The sequence below is a fragment of the Modestobacter sp. NPDC049651 genome (assembly GCF_040659695.1).
In the GTDB taxonomy this organism is placed as follows: domain Bacteria; phylum Actinomycetota; class Actinomycetes; order Mycobacteriales; family Geodermatophilaceae; genus Modestobacter.
The window spans coordinates 264,301-278,046 of sequence record NZ_JBFAOG010000002.1 but is presented as its reverse complement, the minus strand read 5'-3'; the positions used below and the strand labels follow the sequence as shown (position 1 = coordinate 278,046).

Genomic DNA, 13,746 nt, shown 5'->3' with positions numbered 1-13,746 from the left:
CCGCTAGAGGAGGCGGGCGGGGACGGCGCGCTCGGTGGCGCCGCCGTGGCCGTCCGGCTCGACCCGCCAGGCCCGGGCGCGCGGTCGCACGGTGACGGCCTCGGCGAGCTCGGTGCCGATGTAGTGCAGGCCCACGCCGTCCTCGGTGGCGTACCCGGCGGGCAGCTCGCCCTTCGCCACGAGCGCGCGGTAGCCCGCGCCGCGGAACGGGGTGCCGTGGTCGTCGTGCACGCCGTTGCTGTGCGGCAGCAGGCCGAGCCCGTCGGTGAACGCGTGCAGCTGCCCGGACTCCGGCGCCGACCAGGCGTCGGTGGGCCCGCCGACGTGCCAGCACTGGCTGCCCGCGCTCGGGCCGGCCAGCACGACGCCGGCCTCCCAGCACTCGCGCAGCACCGCCGGCAGGCCGTGCGCTCGCCAGACCGCCATCAGGTTGACCACGCTGCCGCCCTCGACCAGCACCACGTCCTGGCGGAGCAGGTGCTCGCGCACGTCGGGCACGTTCGGCTGCGGGAACAGCCGCAGCACGCTCAGGTCGACGTCGTCCCGGCCGCCGTAGACCTGCGACCACACCGACACCGCGGCCGGGTCGTCGCCCACGGCGGTGGGCACGTAGCAGACCCGCACCGGGCCGCCCCACATCCAGCGGTCCCGCCCCAGGGAGAGCACGTGCTCGAGGAGCGGCGCGTTGCCGCGCTCCCCCGGCCTCGGCTCGAGCACCCCGGAGAAGGCGAAGACCTGGCGTTGCATCGGACCCCTCAGCTGAACCCGGGCCCGACCAGACGCGGTCAGACCTCGACGTACCCCCCGCTGCGCCAGTACTCGCCACCGGCACGGGACATGAGTCCCTCGTCCACCAGGTATCGGCGCAGTGCGGCCACGTCTGGATGCCAGACGGCCAGCAGGGCGTTCACCTCTCGCTCGGAGTAGTGAACCCCGGGCTCGAACACGTGCACGAGGTGCTCGAGCACGACGAGCCGCTTGCTGCGCTGGGCCGGGATCGAGACCAGCCGCCCGTCGCGCAGGAAGGTGCGCAGGACGGCGTCCTCCGCGGGGTCGGCCGACAGCGGCTCCGGCGGCGGCGCGTGCTCCGCCGCGGCCCGCGCCGCCTCGCCGAACCGGGCGGTCAGCAGCTCCAGCCCGTGCCCGTCGCGGCGAACCAGGCCGGCCCGGGCGAGCCGGCGGGCGGCCAGCGCCACGTCCTTGAGCGACAGCCCCGACGCCGCCGCGACCTCCTCGATCGTCCCGGCACCGAGCGCCAGCGCCGCGACCACCTTGAGCCGCACCGGGTCCGCGAGCAGTCCCGCGATCGTCGCCGCCTCCACCCCCGCACGGTAGCGGGGCCGCCCGGGCGGGGTCCCGGCCCGGCGGGGCCGGGACCAGTAGGTTCGACACCCATGAACCCCGGACAGCGCGGTTACACCGAGGACATGCGCCTGGCCCACGTGCTGGCCGACCAGGCCGACGCGATCAGCCTGGACCGCTTCCGGGCGCAGGACCTGCGGGTGGAGACCAAGCCCGACCTCACCCCGGTCACCGACGCCGACCACGCGGTCGAGGAGCAGCTGCGGTCCACGCTGTCCCGGGCGCGCACCCGCGACGCCGTGCTCGGCGAGGAGTTCGGCAGCACCGGCCGCGGCGACCGCCGCTGGGTCATCGACCCCATCGACGGCACGAAGAACTTCGTCCGCGGGGTGCCGGTGTGGGCCACCCTCATCAGCCTGCTCGAGGGCGACGTCCCGGTGGTCGGGCTGGTCAGCGCCCCCGCGCTCAACCGGCGCTGGTGGGCGGCCGCCGGGGTCGGGGCGTGGACCGGCCGGCGGCTGGAGAACGCGACCCGGTGCACGGTCTCGAAGGTCACCGACCTCACCGACGCGTCGCTGTCGTACTCCAGCCTCAGCGGGTGGGAGGAGCAGGGCCGGCTGGGCAGCTTCCTCGACCTGACCCGCCAGGTGTGGCGGACCCGCGCGTACGGCGACTTCTGGAGCTACATGATGGTCGCCGAGGGCGCCGTCGACGTCGCCTGCGAGCCGGAGGTCTCGTTGTGGGACCTCGCCGCGCTCGACGTGATCGTGCGCGAGGCCGGCGGCTCGTTCACCGACCTGACCGGCGCCGCGGGCCCGGCCGGGGGCAGCGCGGTGGCCACCAACGGCGTGCTGCACCCGGAGGTGCTGACGGCGCTCGCCCCGGGGGGACGAGCGCCGTCGGCCTGACCTCCCGGCCCGGCAGCCGGGCTCAGTAGCCGCGGCCGGCACCCCCCGACCCGCTGCCGCCCCGGCCGCCCTGTGCGCGCCGGCGCAGCTCGTCGATCTTGGCGCGGGTCTTCGGGTCCTTGGCGAACTGCTGCGCGCGGTCCGTCGCCTGCCGGATGACCTGCTTGCCCTTCGGGCTGTTCGCGAACTGCACGACCTTGCTCAGCATCGACGCCATGACGCGACGCCCCCTCCCGGTCCACGGGCGGCCTGGTGCCGCCGCCATCGGGTCAACGGTGCCCCGGACCGGCCGGTTCCACTCCTGCGGCCAACGACCAGCGGGCCCGGGCCGCGTCCAGCTCCGCCGACCGGCGGGGGCCGACCACCGGGCCGAGCACCCGCTGCGGCACCAGCTCGACGCCCACGCCGCGGCCGGCCAGCACCGCAGCACCGGCCGCCGAGGCGCTGCGCACGTGCAGCGGGCGCACCGGCCGCGCCAGCACGTCGGCCAGCAGCTGCTGGACGGCGGTCGAGCGGGCACCCCCACCGGTGAGCAGCACCGGCCCGTCGTCCGGCGTCCCGAGCAGGTCCGCGGCCGCGGCCACCGCGAACACGACGCCCTCGACGGCGGCCCGGGCGAGGTCGTCGCGGGTGGTGCCCTCCGCGAGCCCCACCCAGCTCCCGCGGGACGACGGCGCGGCCAGCCCGCCCCGCTCACCGGAGAGGAACGGCAGGAACGTGACGCCCCCGGCGCCCGGCTCCCCCGCGCCCAGCAGGCCGTCCCAGTCCAGCCCGAGGACGCCGCGCACCCACGCCCACGCGGTGCCGGCGTTCTGCAGCGCCGCCATCCGGTACCAGCCGTCACCGGCCGCCGCGTAGCTGTGCACCACCGGGTCGGCCGCCGGCGCGGGCCGGTCCACCGGGCGCAGCAGCTGGGCGCCCGAGCCGAGGTTCACCTGCAGGCCGTCCGCCGTCCCGGCCGCGAGCAGCGCCAGCGGGGTGTCCGCGCCGCCGGTGACCACCGGCACCTCCCCCACGGGCAGCCGCGCCGTCCCGCGCACCTCGTCGCCGGGCCGGACCACCGGCAGCAGGCCGGCCGGGACCCCGGCCGCGCCGGCGGCCGCGGCCGACCAGGTGTCGGCCGGCACGTCCCACAGCAGGGTCGCCGAGGCGTCGGTGCGGTCGGTGACGCCCGCGTCGGTGCCCGGCAGCAGCCCGGCCCGCACGGCGTCCTTGGGCAGCAGCACCGCCGCGGCCCGCTCGACCAGCTCGGGCCGGGTCGCCGCGAGCCAGGCCAGTAGCGGGCCGGTCATGCCGGGCACCAGCGGGTTGGCCAGCGCCGCCCGGTCGGGCTCGGGCAGCGCCCGCCAGCGGGCCACCTCGGCGGCGGCCCGCTGGTCCGGCCACAGCAGCGCGGGCGCGAGCGGTGCGCCTGCGGCGTCGACCAGGACCGCGCCGTGCATCTGCCCGGACAGCCCGAGCGCGGCCACCGGACGGCCCCCGAGCCGTGCGGCGACCTCGGCCAGCGCGTCGTCCAGCGCGGCCCGCCAGACGGCGACGTCGGTCTGCGCCCAGCCCGGCCGCGGCCGGTCGACGTCGTAACCGCGCTCGGCCTCGGCCACGACCGCGCCCCCGGCGTCGAGCGCGGCGACCTTGAGGCCGCTGGTGCCGAGGTCCGCGCCGACCAGGACCGGGTCGGTCACTTCTCCGGGCTGTCGCCGTAGGCGTAGCCGGCGTCGGGGTAGCGGCTGCCCTGGGTGGTCGGCGCGATCGCGTCGAGGCGCCGCAGGTCGTCGGCGGAGAGCTCGACGCCGACCGCGCCGACGTTCTCCTCCAGGTAGCTGCGCCGCTTGGTGCCGGGGATCGGGACGACGTCCCCGCCCTGCGCCAGCACCCAGGCCAGCGCGAGCTGCCCGGCGGTGCAGCCCTTCTCCTCCGCGAGCGCCCGCACCGCGTCGACCAGCCGCAGGTTGGCGGCGAAGGCCTCGCCCTGGAACCGGGGGTGGTCCTTGCGGAAGTCGTCGGGGCCGAAGTCGTCCGGGCTGGTGATCGCGCCGGTCAGGAAGCCGCGGCCGAGCGGGCTGAACGGCACGATCCCGATCCCGTGCTCGCGGGCCACGCCCAGGACCGACTCCCGGCCCGCCCCACCGCCTTCGAGGTCGCGGGTCCACAGCGACCACTCGCTCTGCAGCGCCGCGATCGGGTGGACGGCGACCGCTCTGCGCACCGAGGCCGCGCTGGCCTCTGACAGCCCCAGGTACCGGACCTTGCCCTGCTGCACCAGCTCGGCCATCGCCCCGACGGTGTCCTCGATCGGCACGGTGGGGTCGACCCGGTGCTGGTAGTACAGGTCGATCACGTCCACGCCCAGCCGGCGCAGGCTCGCCTCGGCGCAGGCCCGCACGTTCTCCGGCCGGCCGTCGATGCGCATGCCGCCGGCGGTGCGGGACAGCGAGAACTTGGTGGCCAGCTGGACGTCGTCCCGCCGGCCGGCGACCGCCTCGCCGACGAGCTCCTCGTTGTGGCCGTCGCCGTACACGTCGGAGGTGTCCAGGAAGGTGACACCCAGGTCGAGCGCCCGGCGGACGGTGGCCAGCGACTCGGCGCGGTCGGCGGCGCCGTAGGACTGGCTCATCCCCATGCAGCCCAGGCCCTGCGCGGACACCTCGAGACCGCCGAGGGTGCGCCGGGGGACGGGCGGGATCGTCTGCGTCATGCCCCGATCCTGCCCCCGGCGGCGCGAGGCCACCCCCCGCCCTCAGCCGGCGCGCAGCTCCCCGGTGGAGACCAGCTCCTCGGCCAGGTCGCGCAGCTTCACGTTGCGCTGCTGCGAGGCGTGGGTGAGCAGGGTGAACGCCTGGTCGGCGGTCACCTTGTGGCGCTCCATGAGGATGCCCTTGGCCTGCTCGATGACCGCCCGGGAGCTCATCGCCCGGCGCATGTTGGCGGCGTCCTGCACCGCCCGGGCGGTCGCCTCGGCGTTGCCCACGGCGACCGCGACGAACGCGGCCACCTCCTCGCCGGCCGCCACGTCCGCGGTCGAGAAGGCGTGCGGCCGGCCCGCGTAGTTGTTGAGCGCGCCGATGGTGGCCCCCTGGAACGGCAGCGGGATCGACAGCGAGCTGCCCACGCCGAGCCCGACGGCGTACCGGGCGTAGTCGGGCCACCGGTCCTCGGCGCGCATGTCGGGGACCAGGAACAGCTCACCGGCCCGGCCGGCGTCCAGGCACGGGCCGTAGCCGCGCTGGTACTGCAGCTCGTCGGCGTCCATCGCCAGCTGCCCGTGGTAGGCGGCCGTGAAGGCGCTGTCGTCCCGGATGAGCGTGATCGACGACGCGTCGGCGCCCGGGATGGCCCGCCGGGCGATCCCGATCACCTCGGTCAGCACGTCCGGCAGCTCACGCCCGGCCAGGACGATGCGGGCCAGGTCGGCGTGCAGGGCAGGAGCGCCCTCGGTCATCTCGTGCGGGTCCTCCCGATCGGCGGTCCGCCGTGTTCTCGACGGCCGCTCGCCGAGTAGCGCACCCGGCCGGGCAAGCGTATACGGCGTATACGGCGTACAGGCGCTCCCCGGGGCACCGTCGCGCGGCGGGGACCGGGCGGCCGGGCAGCCCGGCCCAGCCGGGCACCGGCGTCCCTGCACCACCGGGCGGACGGCGGGACGGCGAGCAGCACCAGCCCGCCCGCGCACCAGCCGGCGAGGACGTCGGAGAGCCAGTGCGTGCCCAGGTAGACGGTGGTGAGCCCGACGCTGACCGCCAGCACCGTCGCCAGCACCGCGGCCGTCCGCCGCCACCTCCGGGCGAGCACCGCCAGCAGCCCCCAGGTGACGACGGCGTTCGCCGTGTGCCCGGAGGGGAAGATCGTCCCGCCCGCGGCGAACACGTCACCCGCTCCCGGCAGCGCCGCACCCGCCCCCAGCTGGAGCGGGCCGAGCCGGCCGACCGCCGTCTTCAGGGCACCGACGGCGACGTTGGTCAGCAGGGTGGCCAGCAGCAGGAGCAGCAGCGGGCGCAGGTCCCGCTCCCGCCAGGCGCGCAGGCCCAGCCAGACCGCGGCCACGGCCAGGCACACGGCCCGCTGCCCGAGCACCACCCACCAGTCGAGGAACGGCCGCAGCGCGGGCCAGCGCTGCCAGGGGGCCCACCGGTACACCGCCTCGTCGACGAGGACGACCCGGCCGCCCCCGACGACCGCCACCAGCAGGGCGACGAGCGCGGAACCGAGCAGGCCGGCCAGCACGGTCCGGCGGCGCCGCGGCCACAGCCGTGGCAGCGCGGGGACGGCGTCCGCGACGAGGAGCATCCCCCACCATGGGCACCGCGACCCCCGGGCGCCGGGGGGAACCGTCCCGCCGCCGGGCCGTTACGCCGTCCGGCGGCGTGGTCGTCCACCGGGCGCGCTCGGACGACCACTGTCTGGTGGGATGACGGGGACACCGGGGGCGCGACCCGCCACCGGACGACCGTGCAGAGCAGGAGAACCCGTGCAGTACGCCGAGTCCGTCGTCGAGCTGATCGGCGACACGCCGCTGGTGAAGCTGAACTCCGTCACCCGGCACCTGGGGCCGGACGCCCCGCTGGTGCTGGCCAAGGTCGAGTACGTGAACCCGGGCGGTTCCGTGAAGGACCGCATCGCGCTGCGGATGATCGAGGCGGCCGAGCGCTCCGGCGCGCTGCGGCCCGGCGGCACGATCATCGAGCCGACCAGCGGCAACACCGGCATCGGCCTGGCCCTGGTCGGCCAGCAGCGCGGCTACAGGTGCGTCTTCGTCTGCCCGGACAAGGTCAGCCAGGAGAAGATCAACGTGCTGCGGGCCTACGGCGCTGAGGTGCACGTGTGCCCGACCGCCGTCGACCCGGCCGACCCCCGCTCCTACTACTCGGTCTCCGACCGGCTGGCGAGGGAGATCCCCGGCGGCTGGAAGCCCGACCAGTACGCGAACCCGGAGAACCCGCGGTCGCACTACGAGACCACGGGCCCGGAGATCTGGGCGCAGACCGACGGCACGGTCACGCACTTCGTCACCGGCGCGGGCACCGGCGGCACCATCTCCGGCGTCGGCCGCTACCTCAAGGAGGCCAGCGGCGGCCGGGTGCAGGTCATCGGCGCCGACCCGGAGGGCTCGGTCTACTCCGGCGGCACCGGCCGGCCCTACCTGGTCGAGGGCGTCGGCGAGGACTTCTGGCCCGATGCCTACGACCGCACCGTCGCCGACGAGATCATCGCGGTGTCCGACGGCGACTCGTTCGCGATGACCCGGCGGCTGGCCCGCGAGGAGGGGCTGCTGGTCGGCGGCTCCTGCGGGATGGCGGTCGCCGCGGCACTGCGGGTGGCCGAGCGGCTGACGAAGGACGACGTCCTCGTCGTGCTGCTGCCCGACGGCGGCCGCGGCTACCTGAACAAGATCTTCAACGACGAGTGGATGGCCGACTACGGCTTTCTGGACGCCGGAGGCGGCGAGACCGTCGGCGAGCTGCTGGAGGCCAAGGGAGGCGCCACCCCCTCGCTGGTGCACACGCACCCCAACGAGACGGTCCGCGACGCGATCAACATCCTGCGCGAGTACGGCGTCAGCCAGCTGCCGGTCGTCAAGGCCGAGCCGCCGGTGACCGCCGGCGAGGTGGTCGGCTCGGTGCAGGAGAAGACGCTGCTCGACGCCCTGTTCCACGGCCAGGCCACGCTGGCCGACCCGGTCGAGCGGCACATGTCCGCCCCGCTGCCGATCATCGGCTCGGGCGAGGCGGTCAGCGCCGCGGTGGGTGCGCTCGGCGACGCGGACGCGCTGCTGGTGCACGTCGACGGCAAGCCCGCGGGCGTCGTCACCCGGCAGGACGTGCTCGGCCACCTCGTCGGGCTGCCCGCGGTGCCTACGGTGGACGCATGAGCACCGGCTTCAACACCCGCGCGATCCACGCGGGTCAGGACCCCGACCCGGCCACCGGCGCGGTCATCCCGCCGCTGCACCTGACCACCACCTACAAGCAGGACGGTGTCGGCGGCCTGCGCGGCGGCTACGAGTACAGCCGCAGCGCCAACCCCACCCGGGACACCCTGCAGGCGGCGCTCGCCTCGCTGGAGCAGGGCACCCGCGCCATGAGCTTCGCCTCCGGGCTGGCCGCCGAGGACACCCTGCTGCGCACCGTGTGCCGGCCGGGCGACTCGATCGTGCTGGGCGGTGACGCCTACGGCGGCACGTTCCGGCTGATCTCGAAGGTGCTCGAGCCGTGGGGCGTGGGCTACTCCCCCGTCGACCTGAACGACCTGGACGCCGTCCGGGCGGCCGTCGCCCCGGGGACGACCCGCGTGCTGTGGTGTGAGACGCCCAGCAACCCGCTGCTCAACGTCTCCGACATCGCCGCGCTCGCCGAGATCGCGCACGCCGCGGGCACGCTGCTGGTCGTCGACAACACCTTCGCCAGCCCCTACCTGCAGCAGCCGCTGACGCTGGGCGCGGACGTCGTCGTCCACTCGACGACCAAGTACCTGGGCGGGCACTCCGACGTGGTCGGCGGGGCGCTGGTCGTCTCCGACGCCGAGCTAGGCGAGCGGCTGGCCTACCACCAGAACGCGATGGGCGCGGTCAACGGCCCGTTCGACGCCTGGCTGGTGCTGCGCAGCCTGAAGACCCTCGGCGTCCGGATGGACCGGCACAGCGCCAACGCCGGCCGGATCGCCGAGTGGCTGCTGGAGCACCCCGCGGTCTCCGCCGTGCTCTACCCGGGCCTGCCGGAGCACCGCAACCACGAGATCGCCGCCAAGCAGATGTCCGGCTTCGGCGGCATGGTCTCCTTCCGGCTGCGCGGCGGTGAGGACGCGGCGCTCAAGGTGTGCGAGCGGGCGCAGCTGTTCACGCTGGCCGAGTCGCTGGGCGGCGTGGAGTCGCTGATCGAGCACCCGCACCGGATGACGCACGCCAGCGCGGCCGGCTCGCCGCTGGAGGTGCCGGCCGACCTGGTCCGGCTCTCGGTGGGCATCGAGGACGTCGACGACCTGCTCGCCGACCTGGAGCAGTCGCTCTCCTGACGCCGGTCCCCTCCCAGGCAAAGGAAGCTCTGCACCCGGTCTCGGCGCTGAAATCGGGTGCAGAGCTTCCTTTGCCTCGCGGGTCAGCGGGGGGCGGTGAGGATGCGCGGGCCGTCCTCGGTGACCGCGACGGTGTGCTCGACGTGCGCGGCGCGGCTGCCGTCGGCGCTGCGCAGCGTCCAGCCGTCGGCGTCCACCCGGTAGTCGTCGCTGCCGCCGGCGAGGAACCACGGCTCGATAGCGATGACCAGCCCGGCGCGCAGCGGCACCCCGCGCCCGGCACGGCCCTCGTTGGGCACGTGCGGCGCCTCGTGCATCGTGCGCCCGACCCCGTGGCCGCCCTGGTCGGTGTTGATGCCCACGCCCCCGGCCCGGCCGACCGCGCCGATCGCGGCGGAGACGTCGCCGACCCGGTTGCCGACGACGGCCGCGGCGATCCCCGCCTCCAGCGCGCGGGTGGTGGTGTCGACCAGCCGCAGGTCCGCAGGGTCCGGGGTGCCGACCGGGAAGGTGATCGCCGCATCGCCCACCCACCCGTCGAGCGTCGCGCCGGCGTCGACGCTCAGCAGGTCGCCGTCCTCCAGCTCCTGCGGGGTCGGGATGCCGTGCAGCGCGACGTCGTTGACCGACAGGCAGACGACGCCGGGGAACGGCGGGGTGGTCGCCAGCGGCGCGTAGCCGAGGAACGGCGAGGTCGCGCCCGCGTCGGCGAGCACCTGGCGGGCGGCGGCGTCCAGCTCGGTCAGCCGCACCCCCGGCGCGGCCAGCGCCCGCACCGCCGCGTGCATGTCGGCGACCACGGCTCCCGCGGCGCGCATGGCGTCGATCTCCCCCGGCGTGCGCAGCTCGATCATCGTCGTTCCCCTTCCGGTATTGCTATCCCGGTATTACTATCACGGTCATGGTCCGGCCGCCGCTCAGCCCCGAGGAGCACGAGCGCGGCCGACGGCTGGGCGCGCTGCTGCGGGGCGCCCGGGGCGACCGCACGCCCACGGAGGTGTCCGCGGCGTCCGGGGTCGGCGTCGAGACGCTGCGAAAGATCGAGTCCGGCCGGGTGCCGACGCCGGCGTTCTTCACCGTCGCCGCGCTGGCCGGCGCGCTCGGCGTCCCGCTGGACGAACTGGTCGCCGAGCTCGCCGGACCCGGCACCGGCGGCGTGACCCTGGAGGCCACCGGGTAGGACTGTCGGGTGCAGCAACCGCCCGCCGTCAGCGTCGTGATCGCCACCCGGGACCGGCGGGAGTCGCTGCTCCGGTCGCTGGCCCGGCTGGACGACGGCGTGCACCCGGTGGTCGTCGTCGACAACGCCTCCAGAGACGGCAGCGCCGCCGCGGTGCGCGAGCGGCACCCGGCGGTCGACGTCCTGGAGCTGGCGGAGAACACCGGGGCGGTCGCGCGCACCGACGGCGTCCGCCGCACGGCCACCCGGTACGTCGCGTTCGCCGACGACGACTCCTGGTGGGAGCCCGGCGCGCTGGACCGGGCCGCCGAGCTGCTCGACGCGCACCCGCAGGTCGCGGTGCTGGTCGGCCGGGTGCGGATGGCCGCCGACGGCACCGACGACCGGGTGTCGCAGAAGCACCGGGCGGCGGTGCTGGGCCGCTCCCCCGGCTCGCCCGGGCCCGACGTGCTGAGCTTCCCGGCGTTCGCCGCGGTCGTCCGCCGCGACGCCCACCTGGCCGTCGGCGGCTTCTCCGCACTGCTGTTCTTCGGCGGCGAGGAGCACCTGCTCGCCCTGGACCTGGCCGCCGCCGGCTGGCAGCTCGCCTACGCCGACGACGTCGTCGCCTGGCACGACCCCGCGGGACCGGACACCCCGGGCGCGGCCCGCTGGGCGCTGCAGACCCGCAACGACGTGGTCGTCGACTGGCTGCGCCGCCCGCTGCCGGTGGCGCTGGCGGCCACCGCCCGGCTCGCCCGCCGGTGCCTCGACGAGCCCGCCGCCCGCACCGCGCTGGCCGGCGTCGTCCGGCTGCTGCCCGCGGCACTCCGGCAGCGCCGGCCGGTGAGCCGGGAGCTGGAGCGCCGGTTCGCCGCCGCTCAGCGCCCGCTCGGCGCGGTGGAACAGCGGCCGATCAGCCCTGCAGCTGCCGGCTGAGCCACTCCCGCGCCTCGGCGTTCGACGCGGCGCCGCGCTCCCGGGCACCGGCCATCGCCTCGGCGAGCGTGCCGGACAGCGCGTGCTCGAGCGCCGCGTCCAGCGTGTGCGCGTCGACCTGCGCGCCCTGCAGCACCAGCGGCCAGCCCAGCGCCCCGGCCTGCGCCGTCACCTTCGCGCCACCCGTGACGGCGTCGCAGGCGATCACCGGCCTGCCGTGCGCGAGCCCGAGCACGAGGGCGTGCAGCCGCATGCTCACCACCGCGTCGGCCCGCCGGATCAGCGCCTCGACCTGCACGGGGAACCGCTCGTAGGGCTTGTCGTAGGAGTCCATGGTCAGCTCGAACCACGGGATCGCCCGGGTGGCCAGCCAGTCCTCGATCGCGGCGCGCACCTGGACAGCGCGGCTGCGGTCGCCGTACTCCTCCTGCGGCGGGGCGAAGGCGACCGCCAGCACCGGCACGTCCGGCGTGCGGGTGGCGATCGCCAGGTCCGGCCGGGCCACCCCGGGGGCGTCCCGCTCCCACACCTCGTCGAACAGCGCCCGGCCGGCCTCGGAGACCACCGACACGTTCACCGCCCAGCGCCGCGCGCCGGCGAACGCCTCGGTCAGCTCGCGCAGCAGCGGGGTGTCGGAGATCGGCCCGCTGACGAACACCAGGTGGGTGAAGTCGGCCGGGTCGAGGTCGCGCCAGTGCGGGCCGCGGCCCAGGAACGGCGCCCACGCCACCGTGTGGTCGACGTCGAGGTCGCGCAGCCAGCCGGCGACCACCTCGGCCCCCAGGTCGTCGCCGACGGTGGCGATCACCTCGTCGAAGCTGAACCAACCGGCTACCAGGACGCGCATGCGTCCAGCCTGTCAGGCGCGGACGGCGCGGTTCCCCAGCGGGTCGGGCGGAGCTGGCCGGGCGGAGGCGGGTCAGGCCTCCTGGGCGACCAGGTCGCGGTACTCGGGGTGCCGCTCGACCCAGCCGCGGACGAACGAGCACAGCGGCACGATCGTCTCGCCGCGGGACCGGACGTCGTCCAGCGCCCCGCGGACCAGCGCGCTGCCCAGCCCGTGGTGCTCGTCGCCGCTGTCGACCTCGGTGTGGGTGAACACCACCTGGCGGCCGCGCCGCTCGTAGGCGGCCAGCCCGAGCAGGCGGTCGCCGTCGCGGATCTCGTACCGGCTGTTGTCGGGGGCGTCGGTGACGGTCGGCTCCATGCCGGGTGCGAACCGGCCGCCGGGCCGGGGTGTTCCCCGGCCTGGCGGCGCGTGCCCAGGTGGTCAGGAGAGCCGGCGGGCGGCCGGGCCGGAGGTGACGGTGAGCGTGCCGGGCTCGGTCAGCCCGCGGTCGCGGCACGCGGCGACGACGGCCGCGCCGACCGCCTCGGCGTCCGCGGGGCGGATCAGCGCGATCGCCGAGCCGCCGAACCCGCCGCCGACCATCCGGGCGCCGAGCGCACCGGCGGACCGGGCCGCCTCGACGACGACGTCGAGCTCGACCGCCGACACCTCGTAGTCGTCGCGGAGCGAGGCGTGCGAGGCGTCCAGCAGCGGACCGATCTCGGCCACCCGCCCGGCGCGCACCAGCTCGACGACCCGGTCGACGCGCTGGTTCTCGGTGACCACGTGCCGGGTGCGCGCCTGCAGCCGCGGGTCGGCCAGCCGGTCGACGTCCCCGATCGTGGCGTCGGACAGCCACTCCAGGCCCAGCTGCCGGGCCGCCTCGTCGCAGTCCGCGCGGCGCTTGGCGTACTGCCCGTCGGCGAGGGTGTGCTTGACGCGGGTGTCGATGACCATCAGCTCGAGGCCCGCCTCCTCCAGCCCCAGGTGCACGGGCTCGGTGCGGAAGTCCCGGGTGTGGATGAGCAGCGCCGAGCCCTCCTCGGCCAGCAGCGCGACCGTCTGGTCCATGCCGCCGGTGCCGGCGCCCACGACCTCGTTCTCGGCCCGGATCGCGGCCTGGATGAGCAGGTGGCGCAGCTCCGCGGAATCGGCCCGGCCGGCGAGCTCGGCGGCGGCGACGGCCACCGCGCCCTCCAGCGACGCCGAGCTCGACAGCCCGGCGCCCAGCGGCACGTCGCTGCTGACCGCGAGGTCCAGCCCGGGGACGTCGATGCCGGCCTGCTGCAGCGACCACAGCGTGCCTGCCGCGTAGGCGGCCCAGCCGGACACGGCGCCCGGGCCGAGGTCGGCCAGGGTGCCCTCGAAGGTCTCCGCCTCCGGGTCGGTGCTGGTCAGCCGGACGACGTCGTCGTCCCGGCGGCGCACCGCGGCGGCGGTGACCCGGGTCAGCGCGAACGGCAGGCAGCGGCCGCCGTTGTAGTCGACGTGCTCGCCGATCAGGTTCACCCGGCCCGGCGCCGTCCAGACGCCGTCCGGGTCGACCCCGAAGGCCTCCTCCAGCGCCGCCACCGCGAGGTCCGCCTGCTCCTGTCCGCTCACGA

At 76.0% G+C, this 13,746-nt stretch carries 16 protein-coding genes; 5 read left to right on the top strand and 11 right to left on the bottom strand.

What is annotated here, in order from left to right; translation table 11 throughout:
• Positions 1 to 3 precede the first annotated feature (3 nt).
• Both AB0J00_RS04660 and AB0J00_RS04655 read right to left on the bottom strand, forming a co-directional pair.
• Positions 4 to 747, bottom strand: coding sequence for a peptidase E (locus AB0J00_RS04660; protein WP_357740846.1), 744 nt, complete (start codon positions 745 to 747; stop codon positions 4 to 6).
• Positions 748 to 785: 38 nt separating this feature from the next.
• On the bottom strand, positions 786 to 1,322 hold the full coding sequence (locus tag AB0J00_RS04655) for a DUF2087 domain-containing protein (RefSeq protein WP_357740843.1): 537 nt from the start codon (positions 1,320 to 1,322) through the stop codon (positions 786 to 788).
• 72 nt (positions 1,323 to 1,394) lie between these two features.
• On the opposite strand from AB0J00_RS04655, the gene hisN reads away from it, so the two are divergent.
• Positions 1,395 to 2,210: a histidinol-phosphatase gene (gene hisN, locus AB0J00_RS04650; RefSeq protein ID WP_357740840.1), complete on the top strand. Its 816-nt coding sequence runs from the start codon at positions 1,395 to 1,397 to the stop codon at positions 2,208 to 2,210.
• Positions 2,211 to 2,232: 22 nt separating this feature from the next.
• On the opposite strand, the gene AB0J00_RS04645 is transcribed toward hisN, so the two are convergent.
• Genes AB0J00_RS04645 through AB0J00_RS04625 form a run of 5 tightly spaced genes read right to left on the bottom strand, consistent with a single transcriptional unit; the run spans position 2,233 to position 6,494 of the window.
• The gene (locus AB0J00_RS04645; RefSeq protein WP_357740838.1) at positions 2,233 to 2,427 is read right to left on the bottom strand and encodes a hypothetical protein; all 195 of its coding nucleotides are present in this window, start codon (positions 2,425 to 2,427) and stop codon (positions 2,233 to 2,235) included.
• A 52-nt stretch (positions 2,428 to 2,479) separates the two neighbouring features.
• Positions 2,480 to 3,892 (bottom strand): FGGY family carbohydrate kinase, encoded by a 1,413-nt coding sequence (locus AB0J00_RS04640; protein WP_357740836.1) that lies wholly within the window; start codon positions 3,890 to 3,892, stop codon positions 2,480 to 2,482.
• The gene (locus AB0J00_RS04635; protein ID WP_357740833.1) at positions 3,889 to 4,905 is read right to left on the bottom strand and encodes an aldo/keto reductase; all 1,017 of its coding nucleotides are present in this window, start codon (positions 4,903 to 4,905) and stop codon (positions 3,889 to 3,891) included. Before AB0J00_RS04635 ends, AB0J00_RS04640 begins: the two co-directional genes overlap by 4 nt.
• A gap of 42 nt (positions 4,906 to 4,947) precedes the next feature.
• Complete coding sequence (locus tag AB0J00_RS04630) at positions 4,948 to 5,649, bottom strand: GAF and ANTAR domain-containing protein (protein ID WP_357740830.1); 702 nt, start codon at positions 5,647 to 5,649, stop codon at positions 4,948 to 4,950.
• Positions 5,646 to 6,494, bottom strand: a complete 849-nt coding sequence (locus AB0J00_RS04625) for a phosphatase PAP2 family protein (protein WP_357740827.1) — start codon at positions 6,492 to 6,494, stop codon at positions 5,646 to 5,648. Before AB0J00_RS04625 ends, AB0J00_RS04630 begins: the two co-directional genes overlap by 4 nt.
• Positions 6,495 to 6,675: 181 nt before the next feature.
• Between AB0J00_RS04625 and AB0J00_RS04620 the strand changes: the two genes are divergently transcribed.
• Both AB0J00_RS04620 and AB0J00_RS04615 read left to right on the top strand, forming a co-directional pair.
• Positions 6,676 to 8,076 carry a cystathionine beta-synthase gene (locus AB0J00_RS04620; RefSeq protein WP_357740824.1) on the top strand — a complete coding sequence of 467 codons (1,401 nt, stop codon included), beginning with the start codon at positions 6,676 to 6,678 and terminating at the stop codon, positions 8,074 to 8,076.
• On the top strand, positions 8,073 to 9,215 hold the full coding sequence (locus AB0J00_RS04615) for a cystathionine gamma-synthase (RefSeq protein ID WP_357740821.1): 1,143 nt from the start codon (positions 8,073 to 8,075) through the stop codon (positions 9,213 to 9,215). The genes AB0J00_RS04620 and AB0J00_RS04615 overlap by 4 nt, the downstream gene beginning before the upstream one ends.
• An 83-nt stretch (positions 9,216 to 9,298) precedes the next feature.
• On the opposite strand, the gene map is transcribed toward AB0J00_RS04615, so the two are convergent.
• Entirely contained in the window at positions 9,299 to 10,069 is a 771-nt protein-coding gene (gene map / locus AB0J00_RS04610; protein WP_357740818.1) for a type I methionyl aminopeptidase, read from the bottom strand.
• A gap of 47 nt (positions 10,070 to 10,116) precedes the next feature.
• On the opposite strand from map, the gene AB0J00_RS04605 reads away from it, so the two are divergent.
• Both AB0J00_RS04605 and AB0J00_RS04600 read left to right on the top strand, forming a co-directional pair.
• Positions 10,117 to 10,395 (top strand): helix-turn-helix transcriptional regulator, encoded by a 279-nt coding sequence (locus AB0J00_RS04605; RefSeq protein WP_357740815.1) that lies wholly within the window; start codon positions 10,117 to 10,119, stop codon positions 10,393 to 10,395.
• A 9-nt stretch (positions 10,396 to 10,404) separates the two neighbouring features.
• Positions 10,405 to 11,313: a glycosyltransferase gene (locus tag AB0J00_RS04600; RefSeq protein WP_357740812.1), complete on the top strand. Its 909-nt coding sequence runs from the start codon at positions 10,405 to 10,407 to the stop codon at positions 11,311 to 11,313.
• On the opposite strand, the gene AB0J00_RS04595 is transcribed toward AB0J00_RS04600, so the two are convergent.
• From AB0J00_RS04595 to galK, 3 genes are all read right to left on the bottom strand, one after another.
• Entirely contained in the window at positions 11,291 to 12,160 is an 870-nt protein-coding gene (locus tag AB0J00_RS04595) for a polysaccharide pyruvyl transferase family protein (protein WP_357740809.1), read from the bottom strand. The genes AB0J00_RS04600 and AB0J00_RS04595 overlap by 23 nt on opposite strands.
• A 72-nt stretch (positions 12,161 to 12,232) precedes the next feature.
• Positions 12,233 to 12,520 (bottom strand): GNAT family N-acetyltransferase, encoded by a 288-nt coding sequence (locus AB0J00_RS04590; RefSeq protein ID WP_357740806.1) that lies wholly within the window; start codon positions 12,518 to 12,520, stop codon positions 12,233 to 12,235.
• A gap of 63 nt (positions 12,521 to 12,583) precedes the next feature.
• Positions 12,584 to 13,744: a galactokinase gene (gene galK, locus AB0J00_RS04585; protein ID WP_357740803.1), complete on the bottom strand. Its 1,161-nt coding sequence runs from the start codon at positions 13,742 to 13,744 to the stop codon at positions 12,584 to 12,586.
• Positions 13,745 to 13,746 lie beyond the last annotated feature (2 nt).